This is a genomic window from Haloferax prahovense DSM 18310 (assembly GCF_000336815.1).
In the GTDB taxonomy this organism is placed as follows: Archaea; Halobacteriota; Halobacteria; order Halobacteriales; family Haloferacaceae; genus Haloferax; species Haloferax prahovense.
This window is the reverse complement of the sequence record NZ_AOLG01000009.1, coordinates 180,152-199,449: the sequence shown is the minus strand read 5'-3', so window position 1 is coordinate 199,449 and position 19,298 is coordinate 180,152. Positions and strand designations below refer to the sequence as shown.

Genomic DNA, 19,298 nt, shown 5'->3' with positions numbered 1-19,298 from the left:
TGTACGCGCACGCCCGACACGTCGATATGCACTGTCGGCGGTGTGGAAACCCGTTAGAGAAGCCGGGAGACTACTGTCTCACCTGCAATACCGCCAATTGCGACGCTGTCGTGGCCGTCTTCGAGGCCGACCGCGCGACGCTGACGTTTCTCGACGAGGAAGACGTAGTCGGCGAGACGACGGTCACGACGATTCCCGAGTCGGACGACGAGACGAAGGTCGTCCAACTCCGCAACTTCGCCGGCCTCGTCGCCGACGAGATTCGGCGCAAGCGCCCCGGGACCGTGTACGCCGCGGGCGAGCGCGACCCGCTCCGCGAGACGCGCGCCCAACTCCACCACGAGTTCTACCGCGTCTCCGACGACGACCCGGTCCGGCGCGTCCTCGACACCCGCGGCGAGCGGACGCTGGAGGTCGTCGACATCCCGCCCGCGGAGAAGTTGGGCGGGAGCCACAGCACGCTCATCGGCGGGCGACGGGGTCGCCGGGCAATCGGCGTCGTCGCCGGCCACCCGCACGTCAAGAAGGTCATTCCGGGCCCCATCGACGCCGGGGGCACCGGGTCGCGGACGGGGCTCCGGGCAAAGGTCACCCGCGCCGACGACAACGGCAACGTCAGACTCCTCCTGCGAGACGGGTCGAGCGTCCAGGAGAACCGCATCGTCACGACGGCGATGAACCGCGAGACGGGCGAGCGCGTCCGCGACGACCTGAACGAGGCGCTGCGAGAAGACGAGTTACAAGACACGTAGCGGAGGAAAACACGCCGAGTCGGAGTCGGCGTCGGCGTTGGAGTCGGAGTCGAGTGGCCGACTCAGGCCGACTCGGCGGTCCCCTCCGAAACCGTCTCGATGTGAATCGGCTCGGCTTCGGCCGCTGTTTCTTCCCGTTGCGTTTCGTACCACGCGACCGTCTCGGCGATGGCGTCTTGCAGCGGCGTCGCCTCGACGGCGTCGCCGAACGTCTCGCGGAACTTCGCGTCACGGACGACGTACGGCTCCTCGAAGGCGTAGCGCATCTCCGAGAGTTCCTTCAGCGGCGCGCTCAGGTAGCCGCCGAGGGTCAGTGCGAGCCCCGGCGCGGCGATGATGTGCGGAAAGCCCGGGTCGACGTCGGCGGCCTCGTAGACGAGGTCGACGAAGCGGCGCGTCGAGACCGTCTCGGGGTTTGGGACGTGCCAGACCTCGCCGAGGGCCTCGTCGCGCTCGCCGAGGAGGACGAGCGCCCGCGCGAAGTCAGGGACGTAGGTGTAGGTGTGGGCGAGTCGCGGGTCGCCGAACACCTTCGCGCGCTTACCCGCGACGGCGGCCCCGAACACCTGCTCGCCGACGGCCGACTCGCGGACGCGCGGGCCGAAGAAATCGCTGGCGCGGCCGATGGTGGCCTCGATGCGACCCGCCTCGTGGGCGTCGAGGACGATATCGGCGCACTCGGCTCTGGTCTGGCCCTTCGGGCCGGTGGCGGCGTACGGGAGGTCCTCGGTGAGACGGGCCTGCACCGGGCCGTACATGTAGAGATTCTCGGCGACGACGAGACGCGCGCCGGCGGCTTCGACGCCCGCGACGATGCCGCGGGTGAGGTCGGGAAACAGTTCGGGCCACTCGTCGTACGGCGGTTGAGCGCAGTGGTAGACGACATCCGCACCCGCGAACGCGGCGACGGCGCGGTCAGGGTAGAGCACGTCGGCGAGGCGGCTCTCGACGCCCTCGGGGAGGAAGTCGGGTTCGTGGCGCGTCACCGCGGCCACGTCCGCCCCGCGCTCCCTGAGCTGTTCCATCACCGCGAGTCCGACCGGGCCGGCACCAACCACCACGTGTTGTGTCATGGTCTCCCGTACGCGCGCCGGCGACAAAGCGGTGTCTAGGCCCGTCACATGCCGAGACGACTCGTAGGGTTTATCCATACCGGCGAGGTAGTTCGCGGTACTATGGCCGACAAGAAGGCTCGATCCGTCGGTAGTTCCGGGCGCTTCGGCGCGCGGTACGGCCGCGTCGCTCGACGCCGCGTCAAGGAAATCGAAGCAGAGATGCGCAACTCCAAAGTCGACGGCGACGACGTCACCCGCGTCGGAACCGGCATCTGGAAGAACGAAGAGACCGGTGAGGTCTTCACCGGCGGTACCTACCGCCCGCAGACCCCCGCAGGCAAGCAGGTCCGCCGTTCCATCCGCGCCGCGCTCACCGGCGAGGACGAATAACTCCCAAGTAGCCTCGACTCTTCACATCTCACAATGAGCTACAAGTGTTCCCGGTGCAAGCGCGATGTCGAACTGGACGAGTTCGGTGGCGTCCGCTGTCCGTACTGCGGGCACCGCGTCCTGCTGAAGGAGCGGTCCCCCAACGTCAAAGAAGTCGCCGTCGAGTAGCGTGCGTCCAGCGCACAGCGCTTCGCTCGAATTCGACTATTCTGAGGAGCGGCGCGCACGCGTCGTCGAGCGGAGCGTCGCCGTTGAGGAAGGCGAGATAGACGACGCACGGTCCGGTGCCCGCGTCGACCGCGAGGGACGGACCGTCGTCGTCACCGTCGAGGCCGACGACCTCGTCGCGCTCCGCGCGGGCGTGAACTCGTGGATACGCCTCGTCGAGACCGCAGAGCGCGTCGCGGACGTCGGCGAGCCACTGTCCGGGTCCGCGTAGGAGACCGCGGGGGTTTTAGGGCCGGCGTCCCGTCGGTTCGGGTATGCAGGGAAGTCTGCCGCCGGAAGCCCAAGAGAAGCTCGAAGAACTGCAGAACCTTCAGGAGACCGCCCAGAACGTCTCCGAGCAGAAGCAGTCCTCCGAGACCGCGCTCAACGAAGCACAGACGGCGCTCACCACGCTCGAGGAAATCGACGCTGACTCCAAGATGTACCGCGAGGTCGGCGAACTCCTCATCGAGACCGACTACGAAGCAGCCAAGGACGACCTCGAAGAGAAGGTCGAGAGCCTCGAAGTGCGCGTCGAACAGCTCACGAAGCAGGAGACGCGCGTGCAGGAGAAGTTCGAGAGCCTGCAGGAAGAACTCCAGCAGATGCTCCAGGGCGGCGCGGGCGGCGCGGGTCCGATGGGCCCCGGCGGCGCGTAAATGCCACAGCCGACGGACGAAGAAGTGGTCCAGACCGCCGCGGAGGCGGCTGAGGGCCTCATCTTCGCCCGCTTCAAGCAGTCTCGCGTCAAGGACTTCGACGTCACCGTGACGTTCGAAGACGGCGTCCTCGACGTTGACGTGTACGTCAACGCGCCCGACGACGCCGACGACGCGGAAGCCGTCGCCGAGGAGGCGGCGCTGACGGCGCAGGAGGCCGTGGACGAACTGTTCGCGGCCGCCGACGAAGAGTAAGGGACGTTCTCGCGGGCACCCCCCGCACTCGCTTTCTCCCGGTGAGCGACGGCGCTGTCCCGAGCGACGCTGTGCCGGTCGGCGCACGGGCCGACCGCGAAATATTCGGGCGATGATTTTTGCATTCCGTAAGTATCACCGCAGTTCGGTGTGCGATCTCCCGACACAATTAAACGTGATAGTGGTGTATGTTATCGTATGTCAATTAGACGGACGCCGAGAGGAACGACTGCGTTGGACCGGTTACGAGAGCGATACACCGAAGCCGACCTGACCTGTTCGGAGTGCGGCTTCACCGACGACGACGGCGAGTGGTCGGCAAAGACGTCCGGGTCGAGCGTGTTCTACCGGCGCGTCTGCCCCAGTTGCGGCGCTATCGAGACGCGAACCCTCTCGCTGAAGTAGTTCGACGGGCTGGTTGCTCGTCGCTCGAACCGAGTCGTGAGTGGCGACGCGAGCGGCAGGAGAACAGGAGTAGGCGACGGGTGACGGTGAATCGTCCGTCTATCCGTCTAGGCGAGGAAGAACACGAGCAAGCTGACGGCCATCGCCGCGAGGATGAGCGCGAGCGCGAGCGCCCCGCCCATCGAGACGACGACGTTGGCGTGGCTGGCGAGCGTCTCGGTGCGGTCGTTGCCGAAGATAGTCACCTCGGCGCGCTCGGTCGCCATGCCGGCGACGACGGGTTCGCTGTCCGCGAGCGCCTCGTCGACGAGGCGGTCGATGGTCTCGCGGAGTTCGTCGGGGTCGATGGCCGCGCCGACCTGGTTTTCCGCCTCGACGGTGTTGACGATGTGCGTGTCGGTCGTCATCACCTCGGCCACGTCGGCTTTCGCGTTCGGCCCGGTCGTGAGTCCCTCGACGATGCGGTCGCGCAGGCCCGGTTCCATGTTGTTCCCGTCGATGAGAACGTACGCGGTCGTCTGGTCGCCGACGGTGGTCGCGGCCACGCGGATGCCCAGCGGGCCGATACCCTCCCGGGGCGTCCAGTCGGTCGGGTCGAACGCCGTCCCCAAGGTGAGCGAGGCGTGCGACGACGCGGAGAGTTCCTCGCCCGCGAGGCCGGCGGCGGTAATCATGTCGAACGACCGTTTGCTCCCCGGGGTGACGTGACCGAGGTCGGCTCCTTGGAGTCCGTTGTTACAGTTGTGGGCGTCGACGAGGAGCACGTCCCGGAGGCCGCTTGTGCGGGCCTCGGCGGACGCCGAGAGGCCGACCGCGTACTCGACGTCGTCGGCGAACTGCGGGGCGTACGTCGACACGAGGAGCGCGTCGTCGCCGAAACGCTGGCCGAGCATCTTCGCGTCGCCGGACTGCACGCGGACGCTTTCTGTCACGTCGGGGCTGTACTCGATGTTCTCGTAGGCGTCGTCGGCCGCGTCGAGGACCACGTCGACCTCGCGCTCGGTCACGAGGTTGAAGTCGTGTCCGGCGGTCGCGTGCGGCGGGAACGCGAGCCCCTCGGAGCGTCGGGCGACGCGTTCGGGGAAGTTGCCGCCGCCGATTTCGCCCATCGGTCCGGGGTGAATCATCGGCAGGACGAAGCGGGCCTTCTCGGTGCCGTCCTCGCGCTCGAACGAGAGCACGGTGACGGGGACGATTGCCTCCTGGCCGAGCTGTTCGAAGAAGTCCTCCAGCTCACGGGTCCCCTCGGCGATGTGGCCGATGAAACCGCGGATGAAGTCGAGGACGGACACCCCGAGGCTCCGACGCCACGGGCGGTCGACGATGCGGAGGAAGACGTAGACGCCGAGGGCGTACACAACGCAGGTGATAGCGAGGAGTTGGAAGTGGCTCAGGGCGATAGCCGACAGCTCCGGAGGTGCCCGGTCGGGACGGGCGAGATACGGCATCAGATAGGCGTCGAGGATGGGACCGCCGACCTCGAAGAAGCGGAGCGTCCCGCTGTAGACGAACAGGAGCGCGGCGGACGTGAGCGTCTGGATGCTCGCCGGGACCGCCGCGATGAGCAGCGACGACCGCGAGACGGCCATCACGATGAGCAGGCGGAAGGCGAACACCGACGCGAGGGCGACCACGAGCGCGTCGAAGATGAACGTCTGGCCGAGGCCGGTGAAGACGGAGACGATGGCGGCTCCGGTGAGGAACGTGACGATGATTACCTCGCCGGCGAGCGCGAGGAGCGACGAGCGGTTGTGCGTCAGCTTCCCGCCGACGAACCGGTCGACGCCGGTGGTCCCGAACGCCGCGACGACGGTCGGAATCCCGATGAAGAAGATGCCTTCCCAAGCGTCTCTCCCGAGGAAGAAGATGCCCCGCCACGAGCCGGCGAGGTCCCCGGAGTCGAACGCCCCGATACCCGCCATCGCGGCGACGAGCAGGGCGAACCCGAGACTCGTGTACCAGCTGGGCGCGCGGAAGATGAACCGCGAGAGCCCGGCGAGGTCGCTCTGGGTGGAGGTCATTTCCCGAACAGACAGAACGGAGGCCGGTAAATGTCTCGGCTTGCTTCCGAGAAACGACCGTGAGAGACCGCGTCGTGTCGCCGGATTGCGGTTTTTCCCCGCGGCGGCGGAGAGAAAGAGACGCGTCGCCGCGGAGAACGCGGTCGCGGTCGGAGGCGACCGACCGCTCGCAGTCGTCGATTACCGCTCGCAGATGTCGATGAAGTTCTCGAAGACTTCCTCGCCCTCGGCGGTGTGGGCGACCTCGGGGTGCCACTGGACGCCGTAGAGGTCGCGGTCGGCGTCGCTCATGGCCTCGATGGTACACACGTCGCTCGTGGCGGTGTGGGTGAAGCCCTCGGGAACCTCCTTGACCTCGTCGGCGTGGCTGGCCCAGACGCGGGTCTCGGGGGCGAGCGAGCCGATGAGTGGGTCGTCCTCGTCGAGGATTTCCACGTCCACGTCGGCGTAGCCGCCGTAGTCGCCGGAGCCGACGCGACCGTCGAGTTCTTCGGCGAGAATCTGCATGCCGAGACAGATGCCGAGGACGGGGACGTCGAGGTCGAGGTAGTCGGGACAGCGGCCGATGCGGTCCATGTCGGGGCCGCCGGAGAGGACGATGCCGTCCGCGTCGATGTCCGCGGGGTCGGTGTCGTTGTCGACGAGTTCGGTGTCGACGCCGAGGTCGCGGAGCGCGCGCCGTTCGAGGTGGGTGAACTGCCCGTGGTTGTCGATGACGACGATGCGGGTCATGTCCCGGATTGGACTACCGTGCCTAAAAGTCAATCGAAGAGTGGTCGAGATACGCGTATCCGTGCATCAGATTGGCACATCGGGGGCGGTTGGGGGGCGAGGCTCGCCACGGCGACTCACCCGTCGCCGGCGCGGTCCCGGGCCGTCTGAAACCCGAGTTCGTCGAGTTCCTTCGTCCGGCGGCCCTCCCGCTCGGCGAGTGCCTCGACGTCGGGCGAGGCGTCGTCGTCGATGCGGGCGAACGACTTGTGGACCTTCGTGTGACACCACCGACACAGCGCGACCGTAATCTCGTGGGAGGGTTCGTCGCCGTCGCGGCCGCCGTACGAGAGGTGGTGTTCTTCGAGTAACGGGCGGGCGGCTGAGTCGTGGGCCATGCGAACCTCTTCGAGGCCGCAGCGGACGCACTCGCGGCCGCTCGTCGTCGACGCGTAGTGCGGGCAGTCGCGGAAGTCACAGCCCTCCGTGGCCGCGACACATTCGTAGTCCGCTCGGGCGCGTTCGCGGGCGAACGCCGGGTCGCGGTCGGCGTACTCGCGGGCGAGGCGACACGCGCCGTCGCTCGTGAGGTGGTCGCAGCGACCGGCGTGGTCGTAGGGGTCGTCGACTCCCACGGGCGTCCCTGTCGGCGTCCGCTCCATGGGGCGCGTTCGGAGCGGGGCGGGCCTAAACGTTGCTCTCGACGGCGGGCGAACCGTCGTCCCGGCGGTGGATTCATCACGCGCGCCGTCGAAGCCGGCGTCGTGAGACTCGTCCACCGACAGAACGGAACCCAATCGACACTCGCGTCGGACGTCGAGACGGCCGACTCGTTTCTCTCGCAGGCGCGCGGGCTGATGTTCCGCGGCTCCGTGCCGGACGACTACGCCCTCGTGTTCCGGTTCGACGACGCCGACCGCCACAGCCTCCACATGGTGTTCGTCCCGTTCGACATCGACGCGCTCTGGCTCGTCGGCGACGAGGTGACGAAGAAAAAGCGACTGTCGGCGTGGACGGGTATCGGCTTCGGCATGGCCGACACCATCATCGAACTCCCCGCGGGCGCGGCCGACGACGTGGAACCCGGCGATTTGGTCGAACTCTCGCAGTGAGGGGCAGCCCAAACGACCGGCCGCGACGCCGACACCGCTGCCGACCCCCGCGCCGCCAAGTGAACGCGCTTCCAACGACACCCCCGCCGAGACACCAATTACTGTCGGAACCATCTCTTTTATACACTCGACGACATATGTGTTCAACTACTATGTCGGGACCTACCACACCGACGGAGGATAGAGTAAGTCGTCGCGAGACGGCTGGCTGTGAAATTCGACGGTTCTAACCTACAAGGACACGATTCTACCGTGAACGAACGATTCGGGAAGACCCCCGAGCTACGCACTTCTGATTCAGTACAGCTCTTAGACACCACGCTCCGCGACGGCGAGCAGGCCCCCGGCGTCTCGCTGACGCCGGCCGAGAAGGCCGATATCGCCCGCGCGCTCGACCGCGCGGAGGTCAACTACATCGAAGCCGGGAGCGCCTGCACCGGCCCCGGCGAGCGCGAGACGATAAAGCGCGTCACGTCGCTCGGCCTCGACGCGACGGTGACGAGTTTCGCCCGCGGCGTCAAGAACGACGTCGACCTCGCGCTCGACTGCGACGTGGACGGCATCACGCTCGTCGTGCCGGCGAGCGACCGACACGTCGAGTCGAAAGTCGGGACGACCCGCGAGGGTGTCGTCGAGACGACCGACGAACTCGTCGCCTACGCCAAGGACCACGGCCTCTGGGTCGAGGTCATCGGTGAAGACGGCTCGCGGGCCGCCCCGGAGTTCCTCGAATCGCTCGCGCGCGCCAGCCACGACGCCGGTGCCGACCGCTTCTGTTTCGCCGACACGGTCGGCCACACGAGCCCCGAACACACCTACGAGGTCGTCTCCCGGCTCGCCGAACTGGGGCCGACCTCGACGCACACCCACGACGACCTCGGCCTCGCGATGGCGAACGTCCACGCCAGCCTCGCCGCGGGCGCGGACCTCGTCCACACCACGGTCAACGGCATCGGCGAGCGCGCCGGCAACGTGGCGCTCGAAGAGGTCGCCATCGCGCTCGACCACTGCTACGACGTGGAGTCGGTGAAGCTCGACGAACTCTACGCGCTCGCCCAGAAGGTCGCACAGGCCACGGGCGTCGCGCTCCCGCCGAACAAGGCGGTCGTCGGCCAGAACGCCTTCACCCACGAGAGCGGCATCCACACCGACGGGACGCTCAAGGACGACGCGATGTACGAGCCGTACCCGCCGGAGACGGTCGGCCGCGAGCGCCGGCTCGTCCTCGGGAAGCACGCCGGTCGCGCCGGCGTCAAGGCCGCCCTCGACGAACACGGCGTCGACGCCACCGACGAGGAAGTCGCGGCCGTCGTCGAGCGCGTGAAGGAACTCGGCGACCGCGGCAAGCGCGTCACCGACGCCGACCTCCTCGCGTTCGCAGAAGACGTCCAGGGCCGCGAGCGCGCCAGACAGGTCGAACTGCTCGACCTCACGGCCGCCTCGGGCGGCGGCACGCCGACCGCGAGCGTTCGCCTCCGCGTCGAGGGCGAAGAGCGCGTCGCCTCCGGCACCGGTTCCGGGCCGGTCGACGCCGCGGTGAAGGCGGTCCGCGAGGCGCTCGGCCCCGACGCCGACGCCCAACTCGACGAGTACCACGTCGACGCCATCACCGGCGGTACCGACGCCGTCGTGACCGTCGAGGTGACGATGTCGCTCGGCGACCGAAGCGTCACCGTCGCGGCGTCGCACGCCGACATCACGCGGGCGAGCGTCCAGGCGATGGTGAACGCGCTGGACCGACTGCTCGCGCCGAATCACACGTCGCCGACGCCCGCGTCGGCCGACGACTGAGAAAACGACCCTATCGCGTCCGCGTCCGCGTTCGCTCCCGCTCCCACTTCCCTTCTCGCGGCCGACCGATTTCGCTCAGAGACCGCAGTCGACCCCGAGTTACTGCGTGTCTTTGGCGACGAGGTAGGTCCAGCCGCCCCGGCGCTCGAACCCGATAGCGGCGTCGCCGAGTTCCGTCTCCGCGAAGTCGGCGACGCGGCCGGTCCGGACCGTCGTCACGTCGATGCGTCGCGTCCCGTCCCGTTCGCTCGTGTCCGCGCTTGCTACGTTCGCACTCATACTTGCGCTGATGCGGGCAGGGGATATGTATCGCATCCTAGGAGAGTGAAAGTGAAATCGAGGGACTGCGCGGGGGAGGCGCTCACGCGGGGAGAGCGCGACTCAGGTCGAACTCGGCTTCGAGCCCAGTCCGAAGGTGATGAGAGTGGCCACGAGGACGAACGCGACGCCGAAGTAGCCGGCAAGTCGGTAGATCTCGATGGTGAGCAACAGGAACAGGAGGGCGATGATGACTTCGAGTCTGTGTTCGAGTGTGGCGTCCATACGGTCCACCATTCGTGTCTGATTAGTAACTATTTCGGCAGGCGAAGCGTGAGCCGTCTGGCGTATCAGAACCGATTTGCAAGCCAGTCTGGACTATCGAAACGATGGTTGGATTCACGGAGTCCGAGCGGGCGGGCGTGTACAAGTCGATATACGCGCGGCGGGACATTCGGCGGTTCAGCGACGACCCGGTGTCCGAGGAGACGCTGGCTCGACTGCTCGACGCCGCGCATCACGCCCCGAGCGTCGGCTTCTCGCAACCGTGGGACTTCGTCGTCGTCGAGGACGACGAGACGAAGACGGCCGTCGCGTCCATCGCGGAGCGGGCGATTGCAGCGGCCCGCGAGGGCTATCGAGAGCCCCGGAAGTCAGAGTTCGGTCGGCTGAAGTTGGAGGGCATCACCGACGCGCCGGTGAACATCTGCGTCACGTGCGACCCGACGCGGGACGCCCCGCACGTCCTCGGACGTAACACGATGCAGGCGATGGACACCTACTCGACGTGTCTCGCCGTGCAGAACCTCTGGCTGGCCGCGCGGGCCGAGGGCGTCGGCGTCGGCTGGGTGTCGTTTCTCTATCCGCACGAGGTCCGCGAGGTGCTCGGGATTCCACACCACGTCGCGCCGGTTGCGTATCTCTGCGTCGGCTATCCCGAGGACGGATTTCCCGAGGAGCCGGTGCTTCAGCGGGAGGGCTGGCGCGAGCGCATCGACACGAGCGAACTCGTCCATCGAGAGCAGTGGGACTGCGGGTCTGTCTAAGAGAATCGGAGCCGCGGCGCGACGAGACGCGCCGCTCGGAACGTTGTGGCCGCGAGAAGCGCCGAGGGTGAGATTTGAACCTCACTCGCTCACTGCGTTCGCTCGCTGGTTCAAATCTCGGGTCGTCGCACAGCCTCGTCACGCAGGGCGAGAGACACGAGCGTCTCTCGGGGGGTGACGTTCGGAAGAAGCGCCGAGGGTGAGATTTGAACTCACGTGTCCGAATGGACAGTAGATTTCGAATCTACCGCCTTGGCCGGGCTAGGCTACCTCGGCTTCCATCGTTGTCTCTCTCGCGGATAGTTTAATCCGTTTCGATTTCCGAGGGCCGCGGCGAGGACTCACACGGACGCAGTCGGCGAGTCTGTGGCCCAACTGCGTCCGGGCGGAGCGGGCGGTGTCGCCGACGGGCGAGCGAGCGCCGGCGACCAATGGGAATAAGTCGCACGCAGACCCGGGAGGTGTATGGACATCGACACGGCCAGCGAGACGTGCGCCGAGGTGCTCGACGCCATCTCGGAGGCCGTCATCGCCGACCGAGCCTTCCTCGAAACCGTCCTGACGGGCGTCCTCGCCCGCGGTCACGTCCTCCTCGAAGACGTCCCGGGAACCGGAAAGACACTCACCGCGCGGAGCGTCGCCACCGCGCTCGGACTGTCGTTTTCCCGCGTGCAGTTCACCCCGGACCTGCTTCCCGCCGACGTGACCGGGACGAACATCTACGACGAACGCGAGCGGACCTTCGAGTTCTCGCCGGGTCCTATCTTCGCCAACGTCGTCCTCGCCGACGAAATCAACCGCGCGCCGCCGAAGACCCAAGCCGCCCTCCTCGAAGCGATGGAGGAGGGACAGGTGACCGTCGACGGCGAGACCCACCAGCTCCCGAGGCCCTTTTTCGTCATCGCCACGCAGAACCCCGTCGAGCAGGAGGGGACGTTCACCCTCCCCGAGGCGCAGGTCGACCGGTTCGTCGTGAAGTCGGCCATCGGCTACCCCGACCTCGACGGCGAGGTCGAACTCCTCCACCGGCGCGCCGGCCGGAGCGAACAGAGCCCGAGCGTCGAGCGAGTCCTCGACCGCGACACCGTCGCCGCCATCCGCCGCGCGCCCGAGTCGGTCCGCGTCGAGGACGACCTGCTCGAATACATGGCGAAACTCGCGCGGGAGACGCGCACCGACCGCCGAGTCCGCATCGGCGTCTCCCCCCGCGGGACCCAACGGCTGTTCGAGGCGACCCGCGCCCGCGCCGTCATCGAGGGCCGCGAGTTCGTCACGCCCGACGACGTGAAACGCGTCTCGCAGTCCGTACTCGCCCACCGGCTCGTTCTGACACCGGACGCGCGGGTCGAAGACGTGCAGAAATCGGACGTCGTCGACGACGTGCTCGGCCGGGTGACCGTGCCGACGCTGGAGTGAGGCGGGAATCGAGGAGAATCGAGAAGACAGCGAGAGACCGCTCAGCGCGTGACGACCGTCACGAGCGCGACCACCCCGACCAAGAGTAAGACGACGGCCGTGATGGGCTGGCCGCCGGCGGCCGCCCGGTCCGCGCCGTAGACGACCGCTGCCCCGACCGCGAGCACGACGAGCGTCGCCGCCGCGTGGACGAGTTCGAGCCGGAGCGTATCGGTTTCGCGGCCGAGGTGTTCGCCGACCGAGTGCGCGTTCTCGGCGAGGTCCCACGCGAGTATCGAGCCGAGCGCGGCGAGGAGGAGCGCCTCCGTTCCGGCCCCGGTCGCGCCCGCGAAGAGGAGCGAGAGGAAGAACAGCCCGCCCGCGGCGTCGACGATGCGCCGCGAGCCCCGGAACAGCCCCGCGGCGAGCGCGACCGTCGCGACGAGGCCGCCGACCGCCGCGGTGGACGTGGTAAACCCGAGTGTGAACGTCGTGAGTCCGGCGACCGACAGCGCCATCGCGGTCCCCGTGCGGGTCGGCTTGCGGGTGATTTCGCTCACCGCGACCACCCCGCTTCGGCCCGCGCGAGCGCGACCCCGAGCGGTTCGTCACCCCAGTCGAGGACGCGGACGCCGCTCCGTCGGAGTTCGCGGAGCCGCAGGTCGCGCTCGATGCGCGCGAGCCGCGCGCCGATGGTCGCGGTCGTCGTCGGGTCGGGCGAGACGACCGTCACGGCGTGGCCGTAGGCCTCCAACCTGCGGGCGACCGACACGCCGTAGTCGTCCACGAGCGGCGAGCAGAAGATGACCTGCGCGTCGCTGGCGAGCCGACGCCGGAGCCGGCGGACCGCGACGGACGGGAAAAAGGCCCCGTCCGGCGGCGTCGGCGCGAACGCCGGGTGGGTCGCGAACAGCCGACGGGCGCGGGCGCGGTGGTCGGCGCCCGACGAGGGGGCGAGCCAGCACTCGTCGGGGCCGAACGCCGCGACGCCGACGCTGTCGCCGCTGTCGAGGAGCGCCGAGAAGGCGACGCTCGCGGCGTCGACGGAGCGCTCGACCGCGGTCTCCGCCTCGTCGCCGGGGGCGACGTGCGCCTCCGGGCGGGTGTCGACGACGAGGACGACGGATGCGGCGCGCTCCTCTCTGAACTCCACGGTGGCGAGTTCGCCCGTGCGAGCGCGGCGGTTCCAGTCGATGCGCCGAATCGGGTCGCCGTGGCGGTACTCGCGGATTGAGGCGAACTCCAGTCCCGACCCCGGCACGTCGGTCTCGACGCGGCCGGCGTACTTCGAGGTGAGGCCGCGAAGCGGCAGATCGGCGGTCGCGGCGAGTTCGGGTTCACACCGGAGCGTCGTCTCGGCGCTGACCGTCTCGCGGGACTCGACGGCCCCGCTCGGGTCGCGGACGACGACGACCGTCTCGTCCCACGCGTGCTCGCCGCGGACGGCCGTGACCGTGTAGGTCGCGGTCGCGGTCGCTCCCGGTCGGAGCGCCGTTCCCAGTCGGGCAGGGCCGTCCGCGACGCCGAGCGCCGGCGGGACGCCGTCGACGACGCGGAGGTCGAACAGCGTCCCTGACCCCTCGTTGGTGACCCGGAGCGTCACCTCGACCTCGTCGTCGGGGTCGGGCGTCGCGTCCGAGAGGTCGCGCTCGATTCGGAGCGACACCTCGGGAATCGCCGCGACCCGGACGTAGCCGAGCACGACGACGCCGAGGCCGGCCGCGAGGAGCAGCGACGCCTCGCGGGTGAACACGCCCGCGCCGGCCGCGACGAGAACGAGGCCGTCGAGACCGGTCCAGCGTTCGGTGTCGAACCCGCGGCTCATCGGCGCTCACCCGTGGAGTCGTCGTCGGTGCCGATTCGCTCTATCGCGGCGACGGTTCGCCCGGCACGGTCGGTGAGCGACGACTGTCCCGACAGGAAGAGCCGGACGCGCTGTCGGAGCGGAATCGAGACGGACGCGCCGAGAAAGCGCGCGGCGACCGGGTCGTCGGTCCAGCCGCCGGTGTCGAGGAGCGCGGCCGCTTCCTCGGGGGCGCGACCGTCGCGGGCGACGAGCGCCTGTGTCGCCCGCGATTCGAGTCGGTCGACGACTCGCTTGCGGGCGGCCCAGTGGGTGTGCCGACCCATCGCCGACACGAGGTCGTCGTCGAAGTCGGAGCCGGGTATCGGGACCGCGACTCTCGCCTCCGGGTCGCCGGTGACCGTGGTGTTCATCGGGGTTTCGCGGCGGCGCTGGACGTACCGAAGCCCCTGAAGCGCCGCGAGCGCCGCGACGAGACCGAGGAAGATGTCCGTCAGTTCGAGGCCGAGCGAGACGCCGGCGACGACCGCGAAGCCCGCGGCCGTGGCGACGACGCCGACGAGCAAGAACAGCCGACGCGCGAGCGTCATCGGTCGTCCCCCGTCGCGTCGGCGTAGGTGTCTTCGATGTTCCTGAGCGCGTCGACCGCGCGGCGCTCGCGCTCCGGCGTCGCCTCGAAGCCGCCGTAGCGGACTTCCTCGAACAGCGTCGTCAGGTCACCCACGTCGTCGCGGTCCATGCCCGCGTCGACGGCCGAATCCGCGAACTCGGCGGGCGTCGCGGCGCGGCGGTTCGGCACGTCGAGGAGCGCCGTCATCTCACCCCACGCGCGGAACACTTCGTTTTCCACGTCGGCGTCACCGTCTTCGATGCGCTGGGCCGCGGCCCCGGCGGCCCGTCCGACGGCGGCGACGTTCGGCCCCTCGTCCTCGTCGATGGGCGCGACTTCATCGTCGGCCTCGGGCGAGTCGCCGGTCCCGGTGACGAGCAGGAAGACAGCGACGACGAGCGCGGTCGCGAGCAGGAGACCGAACACGAGCGTCGGCGGCGAGACGGCCTGTGCCGCGCCGCCGTCGCCGAGGCTACCGCCACCACCGGCGGGGAGAAACGAGACGTTTCGCGCGGCGGCCGCGGCGCGAGACGAAAACGAGAACTCGCGGCGACACGCCGTGAGGAGGGCGAAAAGCAAGACGACCGGCGGGCCGAGCGCCACGAAAATGGCAAGCGGCGGGAGCAACGAACCGGTCTCTCGATAGGCGTACGCGCCGAGGAGGACGAAGACGAGGGCGACCCCGGCGAGGATTCCGGGCGAGAGCAGCCACGGGAGACACGGCGTCGGAATGCTGAGACCGTCGAACGACCCCGAGGGTTGCACGCCGGTCCCGTTCGTGTCACCAGCGACTGCGCCCCCGGTCTCACCGCCACCGAATCCGACTGGACCGCCGCTCGTGACGACGGTCGAATCGATGGTGGCGGCGACGACCGAGAGGGCGACGACCGCGAGGAGGGCGAGCGCGAGTGCGCGGAGGGCGGAACGGTCCACGATGGTAGGTAACAGTATGCGGGGTAAAGACATTTCGAGGGACGAAGCGGTCGTCGGGACGTGAGCGACGTCACCTCGGTACCCGACCGGACCGGATGTTGCTGCTAAACTCCTCAACCGCTGCTAGCTTGTCGAGGCCGTGCTGAATACATCGCGCGAGTCGGTCACACACTCGGCCTCGTGATTTATGTTAATACTTTAGCACTACTACGGCATGGAACGATTTTACGTATTTAACGCACTCCTGGCGATATATGGTGCAGCCTTCGCAATCGAATCAATCTCCGCTCTCGCCGACGGGAGCACAAGCCTACCAATCATTTTGGGTAGCATCGCTGGAATAGGACTGGCGAGTGCATCCGTATACGAGATGACTACTGGCTCTCCATCCGACTTCGAGATTGGCGACATAGGGTTCTGGGCTGTCGTTTTGGGTGTTGTGGCACTTCTCTCACTTCAGGTTCTTGAGATTACTCAGATTGTGGGATAGTAACCATTCGAAAGAGACGAGACAGACCACCCGTGCAAGTGAAACAGCCGCGGGTACGGCGGACGAAAGCCGAGGCTCGACACCCACACACCACGTTTGCAAGTGAATTGGCGGTGGGAAGGAGGGGCTGGGGAGACACACAGACACCACCGTTGCACGTGAAGCGTGGTAACGCCGAGAGGGGGTGCCATCGGCGGGCACTCGGAGAGAGCACGGGTGCAAGTGAACCTCGGTCGCGACTCGAACGTCGTCACCCACCACCGTTGCAGGTGATTTCTCCCGAACTGGACCGTTTACGGGCCGTTCACGACAGAAACGTTTGACTGCAAACTGCACCGCGGGCACCGAGACATGTCAACGGTTTAGTTGAACGCGTGCTCTGTTGTTCTACTAGCTACTCTCGTATCCTCCTATTCACTTGCAAAAGTGGTGTGTGTCTGTTCAAACGAGTTCACACGAACCACGGTATGTGGTACCAAGAGTTGGTTGGGAGGCGACGATTCCGACCCGAACACGCCACCCATCACCCGACGACACCGCCGCCGCAATTCACATGAATCAGATGAAATCGGGGTTTTAAATAAGGGGACGCCACAACGGACCGACGCTAATGCGCCGGTTCGAGCGAAAACAAAACGTCTTCACCAACAAGGACGCCCTCGGGGAGTCCTACAAGCCCGAGCGCATCGAGGAGCGCGACGACGAGATTTCGGAGTACATGGACGCGCTCCAACCGGTCGTCGACGGCTGGGAGCCGAACAACGTCTTCCTGTACGGAAACACCGGCGTGGGGAAGACCGCGGTCACCGAATTCCTCCTCGAGATGCTCCTCGAAGACGTCTCGCAGTACGACGACGTGGACCTCAGCGTCATCTCCATCAACTGCAAGACGCTCAACTCCTCGTATCAGGTGGCGGTCGAACTCGTCAACGAGCTTCGACCACCGGGCGCGGAGATTAGCTCGACCGGCTACCCCCAACAGACCGTCTTCAAGAAACTGTTTCAGGAGTTGGACGACGTGGGCGGGACGGTTCTCATCGTTCTCGACGAGGTGGATTCCATCGGCGACCGCGACGAACTCCTCTACGAACTCCCGCGAGCGCGCTCGAACGGCAAGCTCGAAGACGCCAAGGTCGGCCTCATCGGCATCTCGAACGATTTCAAGTTCCACGACCAACTCGACCCGCGCGTGCAGGATACCCTCTGCGAGCGCGAACTGCACTTTCCGCCGTACCAAGCGCCCGAACTGCAGAACATCCTTGAATCGCGCGCTGAGGTCGCCATCGCCGAAGACGCCTGCGAGGAGGGCGTGCTCAACCTCTGTGCGGCGCTCGCCGCCCGCGACAGCGGGAGCGCGAGACAGGCGCTCGACCTCCTCCGACTGGCCGGCGAACACGCCGAGAACAAAGACGACGAGCGAATCACGCTCGACCACGTCGACATCGCCCGGCAGAAGCTCGAACAGGAGCGCGTCGTCGAGGGGATGCGCGAGCTCACCGAAAACGGTCACTTCGCGCTCCTCGCGGTCGTCTCGAAGGCCGCCCACGACGAGACGCCGTGTCGGATGCGCGACCTCTATCAGGAGTACCTCCGGCTGTGCAACTCCGCCGGCATCGACCCGCTGGCCCAGCGGTCGGTCCACAACCACCTCTCTGACCTCCGGATGCTCGGCATCCTCTCGGCCGAGGAGAACCGCACCGGCTCGCGCGGGAACTACTACAGCTACGCGCTCGACGTCCCCTTCGCCAGCGCGATGGAAGCGCTCTCGGACGTGCTCGCTCTCGACTCCGTCCTCGACGAGATTCGGAAGACCGCGAAACAGGCCGAGGCAGTCTGAACCCCACCGGACGCCGCGCCTCTCCCGAGACCTTTTTCTGAGACTGTTGTTCTGAGGCGTGGCACGCCGAGACGGTGGTAGTTTCTTGGTGTGCCGGCGAGACGTGAGTAGCATGACGGATCTCTCCCCGCGGCTCTCCACGGGAATCGATGGACTCGATTCGGTACTGGACGGTGGGCTCATGCCGAACCGGACGTACATGGTCCGTGGAGCGTCCGGGGCGGGAAAGACAATCGTCGGCTACCACTTCCTGTCGGCTGGGATCGAACGCGGCGAAGGCGTCCTTTTCGTCTCCTTCGAGGAGTCGGCGGCCGACCTCCGAGCGAACGCCGAGACGCTCGGGTTCGACCTCGCCGCGGTACCGATTCTCGACCTGAGCCCGTCGCCCGAGGCGTTCCTCGACGACGAGGCGTACACGATGCTGTCGCCGAGCGAGGTCGAAGGGAAATCGACGACGACCGAACTGAAAGCGGCAATCGAGGAACGCGACCCCGACAGGGTGGTCATCGACCCGCTGAGCCAATTCGGCCGGCTCTCGTCGGACAAATACCAGTTCCGTCGACTCGTCTCGTCACTCCTGAGCTACCTCAAGCAGTCGGGGACGACGACGATGTTTACGAGCCAGCCGTCGAGCGACGACACCGACGAGACGCTCGCGTACCTCTGTGACGGGTCGCTGTCGCTCCTGCGGTCCGAGGAGGGACGGTCGGTTCGCGTCGAGAAGTTCCGCGGGTCGGACTCCCAGACGGGGCCGCACGCCATGCGAATCGACGGCGACCGCGGCATACGCGTCTTCCCGCGGCTCGTCCCCGGGTCGCACCACCGCGAATTCGCCATCGAACCGCTCTCGTCCGGCATCGACGACCTCGACGCCCTGCTCGGCGGCGGCATCGAGCGCGGGAGCATCACGCTCATCAGCGGCCCGAGCGGCGTCGGAAAATCGACCACCGGGGCCGCGTTCGCGCGGGCGACCGCCGACCGCGGCGAGCGCGCCGCAGTCTACCTCTTCGAAGAGAGCAAAGCGAGCTTCCGGCACCGCTCCGAGTCCATCGGTATCCCGATAGACGACCTCGTCGAGTCGGGGGCCCTCCGGGTCGACGCCGTCGAACCGCTCTCGCTTTCGACCGACGAGTTCGCCCACCGAGTCCGCGCCGAGGTCGAGGCGAACGGCACGGAGTTCGTGCTGATAGACGGCACGGCCGGCTACCAACTCAGCCTCACCGACGAGCGAAGCGACATCCGCCGCGAACTCCACGCGCTGGCGCGGTACCTCAAGAACATGGGCGTCACCGTCGTGCTGACCGAGGAGGTACAGCAGGTCACCGGCGCGTTCTACGCCTCCGACAACCACGTGAGCTACCTCGCGGACAACATCCTGTTCATCCGGTACATCGAGGTGCGCGGCGAGATTCGCAAGGCCATCGGCGTCCTGAAAAAGCGATTCGGTTCCTTCGAGCCGACGCTCCGGTCGTTCGAAATCGGGAGCGACGGCATCGTCGTCGGCGAACCGCTGGACGAACTCCGAGGCATCCTCACGGGGACGCCGACGTGGAACGAGGCTGAGTAA

General features: G+C 67.4%; 24 protein-coding genes and 1 tRNA gene. 14 read left to right on the top strand and 11 right to left on the bottom strand.

Annotated elements, in window-relative coordinates; translation table 11 throughout:
• Positions 1-26 precede the first annotated feature (26 nt).
• The gene (locus tag C457_RS03435; protein ID WP_008092002.1) at positions 27-752 is read left to right on the top strand and encodes a DUF2103 domain-containing protein; all 726 of its coding nucleotides are present in this window, start codon (positions 27-29) and stop codon (positions 750-752) included.
• A gap of 62 nt (positions 753-814) precedes the next feature.
• Here the strand turns inward: C457_RS03435 and C457_RS03430 are convergent, their stop codons facing one another.
• Positions 815-1,825, bottom strand: a complete 1,011-nt coding sequence (locus C457_RS03430) for an NAD-dependent epimerase/dehydratase family protein (protein ID WP_049913367.1) — start codon at positions 1,823-1,825, stop codon at positions 815-817.
• Positions 1,826-1,927: 102 nt separating this feature from the next.
• Here C457_RS03430 and C457_RS03425 point away from each other — a divergent pair, with 102 nt between their 5' ends.
• The 6 genes from C457_RS03425 (at position 1,928) to C457_RS20420 (ending at position 3,723) form a co-directional block, all read left to right on the top strand.
• Complete coding sequence (locus C457_RS03425; RefSeq protein ID WP_004972948.1) at positions 1,928-2,197, top strand: hypothetical protein; 270 nt, start codon at positions 1,928-1,930, stop codon at positions 2,195-2,197.
• A 33-nt stretch (positions 2,198-2,230) separates the two neighbouring features.
• Positions 2,231-2,365 (top strand): DNA-directed RNA polymerase subunit P, encoded by a 135-nt coding sequence (locus C457_RS03420; protein WP_004044283.1) that lies wholly within the window; start codon positions 2,231-2,233, stop codon positions 2,363-2,365.
• 1 nt (position 2,366) lies between these two features.
• Positions 2,367-2,636 carry a KEOPS complex subunit Pcc1 gene (locus tag C457_RS03415; protein ID WP_008091987.1) on the top strand — a complete coding sequence of 90 codons (270 nt, stop codon included), beginning with the start codon at positions 2,367-2,369 and terminating at the stop codon, positions 2,634-2,636.
• A gap of 43 nt (positions 2,637-2,679) precedes the next feature.
• Positions 2,680-3,063 carry a prefoldin subunit beta gene (locus tag C457_RS03410; protein WP_004972952.1) on the top strand — a complete coding sequence of 128 codons (384 nt, stop codon included), beginning with the start codon at positions 2,680-2,682 and terminating at the stop codon, positions 3,061-3,063.
• A complete protein-coding gene (locus C457_RS03405) occupies positions 3,064-3,318 on the top strand; it encodes a DUF3194 domain-containing protein (RefSeq protein ID WP_004972953.1) in 255 nt (84 codons plus the stop codon).
• 198 nt (positions 3,319-3,516) lie between these two features.
• Positions 3,517-3,723: an HVO_0649 family zinc finger protein gene (locus C457_RS20420; RefSeq protein ID WP_152419969.1), complete on the top strand. Its 207-nt coding sequence runs from the start codon at positions 3,517-3,519 to the stop codon at positions 3,721-3,723.
• Between the two features lie 107 nt (positions 3,724-3,830).
• Here C457_RS20420 and C457_RS03400 read toward each other — a convergent pair whose 3' ends face one another.
• From C457_RS03400 to C457_RS03390, 3 genes are all read right to left on the bottom strand, one after another.
• Complete coding sequence (locus C457_RS03400; protein ID WP_008091981.1) at positions 3,831-5,744, bottom strand: DUF2070 family protein; 1,914 nt, start codon at positions 5,742-5,744, stop codon at positions 3,831-3,833.
• 180 nt (positions 5,745-5,924) lie between these two features.
• Positions 5,925-6,476: a GMP synthase subunit A gene (locus C457_RS03395; RefSeq protein WP_004044289.1), complete on the bottom strand. Its 552-nt coding sequence runs from the start codon at positions 6,474-6,476 to the stop codon at positions 5,925-5,927.
• A gap of 116 nt (positions 6,477-6,592) precedes the next feature.
• A complete protein-coding gene (locus C457_RS03390; RefSeq protein ID WP_008091972.1) occupies positions 6,593-7,117 on the bottom strand; it encodes a DUF7097 family protein in 525 nt (174 codons plus the stop codon).
• Between the two features lie 102 nt (positions 7,118-7,219).
• On the opposite strand from C457_RS03390, the gene C457_RS03385 reads away from it, so the two are divergent.
• Together C457_RS03385 and C457_RS03380 are read left to right on the top strand one after the other, a co-directional pair.
• Entirely contained in the window at positions 7,220-7,567 is a 348-nt protein-coding gene (locus tag C457_RS03385) for a DUF192 domain-containing protein (RefSeq protein WP_008091970.1), read from the top strand.
• 252 nt (positions 7,568-7,819) lie between these two features.
• Positions 7,820-9,358 (top strand): (R)-citramalate synthase, encoded by a 1,539-nt coding sequence (locus C457_RS03380; RefSeq protein WP_008091968.1) that lies wholly within the window; start codon positions 7,820-7,822, stop codon positions 9,356-9,358.
• 99 nt (positions 9,359-9,457) lie between these two features.
• Here C457_RS03380 and C457_RS03375 read toward each other — a convergent pair whose 3' ends face one another.
• Positions 9,458-9,637: a hypothetical protein gene (locus tag C457_RS03375; protein ID WP_004972970.1), complete on the bottom strand. Its 180-nt coding sequence runs from the start codon at positions 9,635-9,637 to the stop codon at positions 9,458-9,460.
• Between the two features lie 102 nt (positions 9,638-9,739).
• Complete coding sequence (locus tag C457_RS20525; RefSeq protein ID WP_008091965.1) at positions 9,740-9,901, bottom strand: hypothetical protein; 162 nt, start codon at positions 9,899-9,901, stop codon at positions 9,740-9,742.
• Positions 9,902-10,005: 104 nt separating this feature from the next.
• Between C457_RS20525 and bluB the strand changes: the two genes are divergently transcribed.
• A complete protein-coding gene (bluB, locus tag C457_RS03370) occupies positions 10,006-10,662 on the top strand; it encodes a 5,6-dimethylbenzimidazole synthase (RefSeq protein WP_008091962.1) in 657 nt (218 codons plus the stop codon).
• A 191-nt stretch (positions 10,663-10,853) separates the two neighbouring features.
• On the opposite strand, the gene C457_RS03365 is transcribed toward bluB, so the two are convergent.
• A tRNA-Ser gene (locus C457_RS03365) sits at positions 10,854-10,938 on the bottom strand.
• Between the two features lie 189 nt (positions 10,939-11,127).
• On the opposite strand from C457_RS03365, the gene C457_RS03360 reads away from it, so the two are divergent.
• Positions 11,128-12,078, top strand: coding sequence for an AAA family ATPase (locus C457_RS03360; protein ID WP_008091961.1), 951 nt, complete (start codon positions 11,128-11,130; stop codon positions 12,076-12,078).
• A 41-nt stretch (positions 12,079-12,119) separates the two neighbouring features.
• Here C457_RS03360 and C457_RS03355 read toward each other — a convergent pair whose 3' ends face one another.
• Genes C457_RS03355 through C457_RS03340 form a run of 4 tightly spaced genes read right to left on the bottom strand, consistent with a single transcriptional unit; the run spans position 12,120 to position 15,404 of the window.
• On the bottom strand, positions 12,120-12,626 hold the full coding sequence (locus C457_RS03355; protein ID WP_008091959.1) for a DUF7519 family protein: 507 nt from the start codon (positions 12,624-12,626) through the stop codon (positions 12,120-12,122).
• A complete protein-coding gene (locus tag C457_RS03350; protein WP_008091957.1) occupies positions 12,614-13,882 on the bottom strand; it encodes a DUF58 domain-containing protein in 1,269 nt (422 codons plus the stop codon). The genes C457_RS03355 and C457_RS03350 overlap by 13 nt, the downstream gene beginning before the upstream one ends.
• Positions 13,879-14,451: a DUF7269 family protein gene (locus C457_RS03345; RefSeq protein ID WP_008091954.1), complete on the bottom strand. Its 573-nt coding sequence runs from the start codon at positions 14,449-14,451 to the stop codon at positions 13,879-13,881. The genes C457_RS03350 and C457_RS03345 overlap by 4 nt, the downstream gene beginning before the upstream one ends.
• On the bottom strand, positions 14,448-15,404 hold the full coding sequence (locus C457_RS03340; RefSeq protein ID WP_008091952.1) for a DUF4129 domain-containing protein: 957 nt from the start codon (positions 15,402-15,404) through the stop codon (positions 14,448-14,450). The genes C457_RS03345 and C457_RS03340 overlap by 4 nt, the downstream gene beginning before the upstream one ends.
• A gap of 214 nt (positions 15,405-15,618) precedes the next feature.
• Between C457_RS03340 and C457_RS03335 the strand changes: the two genes are divergently transcribed.
• The 3 genes from C457_RS03335 to C457_RS03325 all read left to right on the top strand — a co-directional run bounded on the left by C457_RS03335 (position 15,619) and on the right by C457_RS03325 (position 19,298).
• A complete protein-coding gene (locus C457_RS03335; RefSeq protein ID WP_049913366.1) occupies positions 15,619-15,894 on the top strand; it encodes a hypothetical protein in 276 nt (91 codons plus the stop codon).
• 610 nt (positions 15,895-16,504) lie between these two features.
• On the top strand, positions 16,505-17,731 hold the full coding sequence (locus C457_RS03330; RefSeq protein ID WP_004972987.1) for an orc1/cdc6 family replication initiation protein: 1,227 nt from the start codon (positions 16,505-16,507) through the stop codon (positions 17,729-17,731).
• A 112-nt stretch (positions 17,732-17,843) separates the two neighbouring features.
• The gene (locus C457_RS03325; protein WP_049913365.1) at positions 17,844-19,298 is read left to right on the top strand and encodes an ATPase domain-containing protein; all 1,455 of its coding nucleotides are present in this window, start codon (positions 17,844-17,846) and stop codon (positions 19,296-19,298) included.

Excerpts from the sequence above, each read along its gene's own strand:
- C457_RS03435 (WP_008092002.1), top strand. The coding sequence starts at position 27 with ATGCACTGTCGGCGGTGTGGAAACCCGTTAGAGAAGCCGGGAGACTAC.
- C457_RS03430 (WP_049913367.1), bottom strand. The coding sequence starts at position 1,825 with ATGACACAACACGTGGTGGTTGGTGCCGGCCCGGTCGGACTCGCGGTG.
- C457_RS03425 (WP_004972948.1), top strand. The coding sequence starts at position 1,928 with ATGGCCGACAAGAAGGCTCGATCCGTCGGTAGTTCCGGGCGCTTCGGC.
- C457_RS03420 (WP_004044283.1), top strand. The coding sequence starts at position 2,231 with ATGAGCTACAAGTGTTCCCGGTGCAAGCGCGATGTCGAACTGGACGAG.
- C457_RS03410 (WP_004972952.1), top strand. The coding sequence starts at position 2,680 with ATGCAGGGAAGTCTGCCGCCGGAAGCCCAAGAGAAGCTCGAAGAACTG.
- C457_RS03405 (WP_004972953.1), top strand. The coding sequence starts at position 3,064 with ATGCCACAGCCGACGGACGAAGAAGTGGTCCAGACCGCCGCGGAGGCG.
- C457_RS20420 (WP_152419969.1), top strand. The coding sequence starts at position 3,517 with ATGTCAATTAGACGGACGCCGAGAGGAACGACTGCGTTGGACCGGTTA.
- C457_RS03400 (WP_008091981.1), bottom strand. The coding sequence starts at position 5,744 with ATGACCTCCACCCAGAGCGACCTCGCCGGGCTCTCGCGGTTCATCTTC.
- C457_RS03395 (WP_004044289.1), bottom strand. The coding sequence starts at position 6,476 with ATGACCCGCATCGTCGTCATCGACAACCACGGGCAGTTCACCCACCTC.
- C457_RS03390 (WP_008091972.1), bottom strand. The coding sequence starts at position 7,117 with ATGGAGCGGACGCCGACAGGGACGCCCGTGGGAGTCGACGACCCCTAC.
- C457_RS03375 (WP_004972970.1), bottom strand. The coding sequence starts at position 9,637 with ATGAGTGCGAACGTAGCAAGCGCGGACACGAGCGAACGGGACGGGACG.
- C457_RS20525 (WP_008091965.1), bottom strand. The coding sequence starts at position 9,901 with ATGGACGCCACACTCGAACACAGACTCGAAGTCATCATCGCCCTCCTG.
- bluB (WP_008091962.1), top strand. The coding sequence starts at position 10,006 with ATGGTTGGATTCACGGAGTCCGAGCGGGCGGGCGTGTACAAGTCGATA.
- C457_RS03360 (WP_008091961.1), top strand. The coding sequence starts at position 11,128 with ATGGACATCGACACGGCCAGCGAGACGTGCGCCGAGGTGCTCGACGCC.
- C457_RS03350 (WP_008091957.1), bottom strand. The coding sequence starts at position 13,882 with ATGAGCCGCGGGTTCGACACCGAACGCTGGACCGGTCTCGACGGCCTC.
- C457_RS03345 (WP_008091954.1), bottom strand. The coding sequence starts at position 14,451 with ATGACGCTCGCGCGTCGGCTGTTCTTGCTCGTCGGCGTCGTCGCCACG.
- C457_RS03335 (WP_049913366.1), top strand. The coding sequence starts at position 15,619 with ATGGAACGATTTTACGTATTTAACGCACTCCTGGCGATATATGGTGCA.
- C457_RS03330 (WP_004972987.1), top strand. The coding sequence starts at position 16,505 with ATGCGCCGGTTCGAGCGAAAACAAAACGTCTTCACCAACAAGGACGCC.
- C457_RS03325 (WP_049913365.1), top strand. The coding sequence starts at position 17,844 with ATGACGGATCTCTCCCCGCGGCTCTCCACGGGAATCGATGGACTCGAT.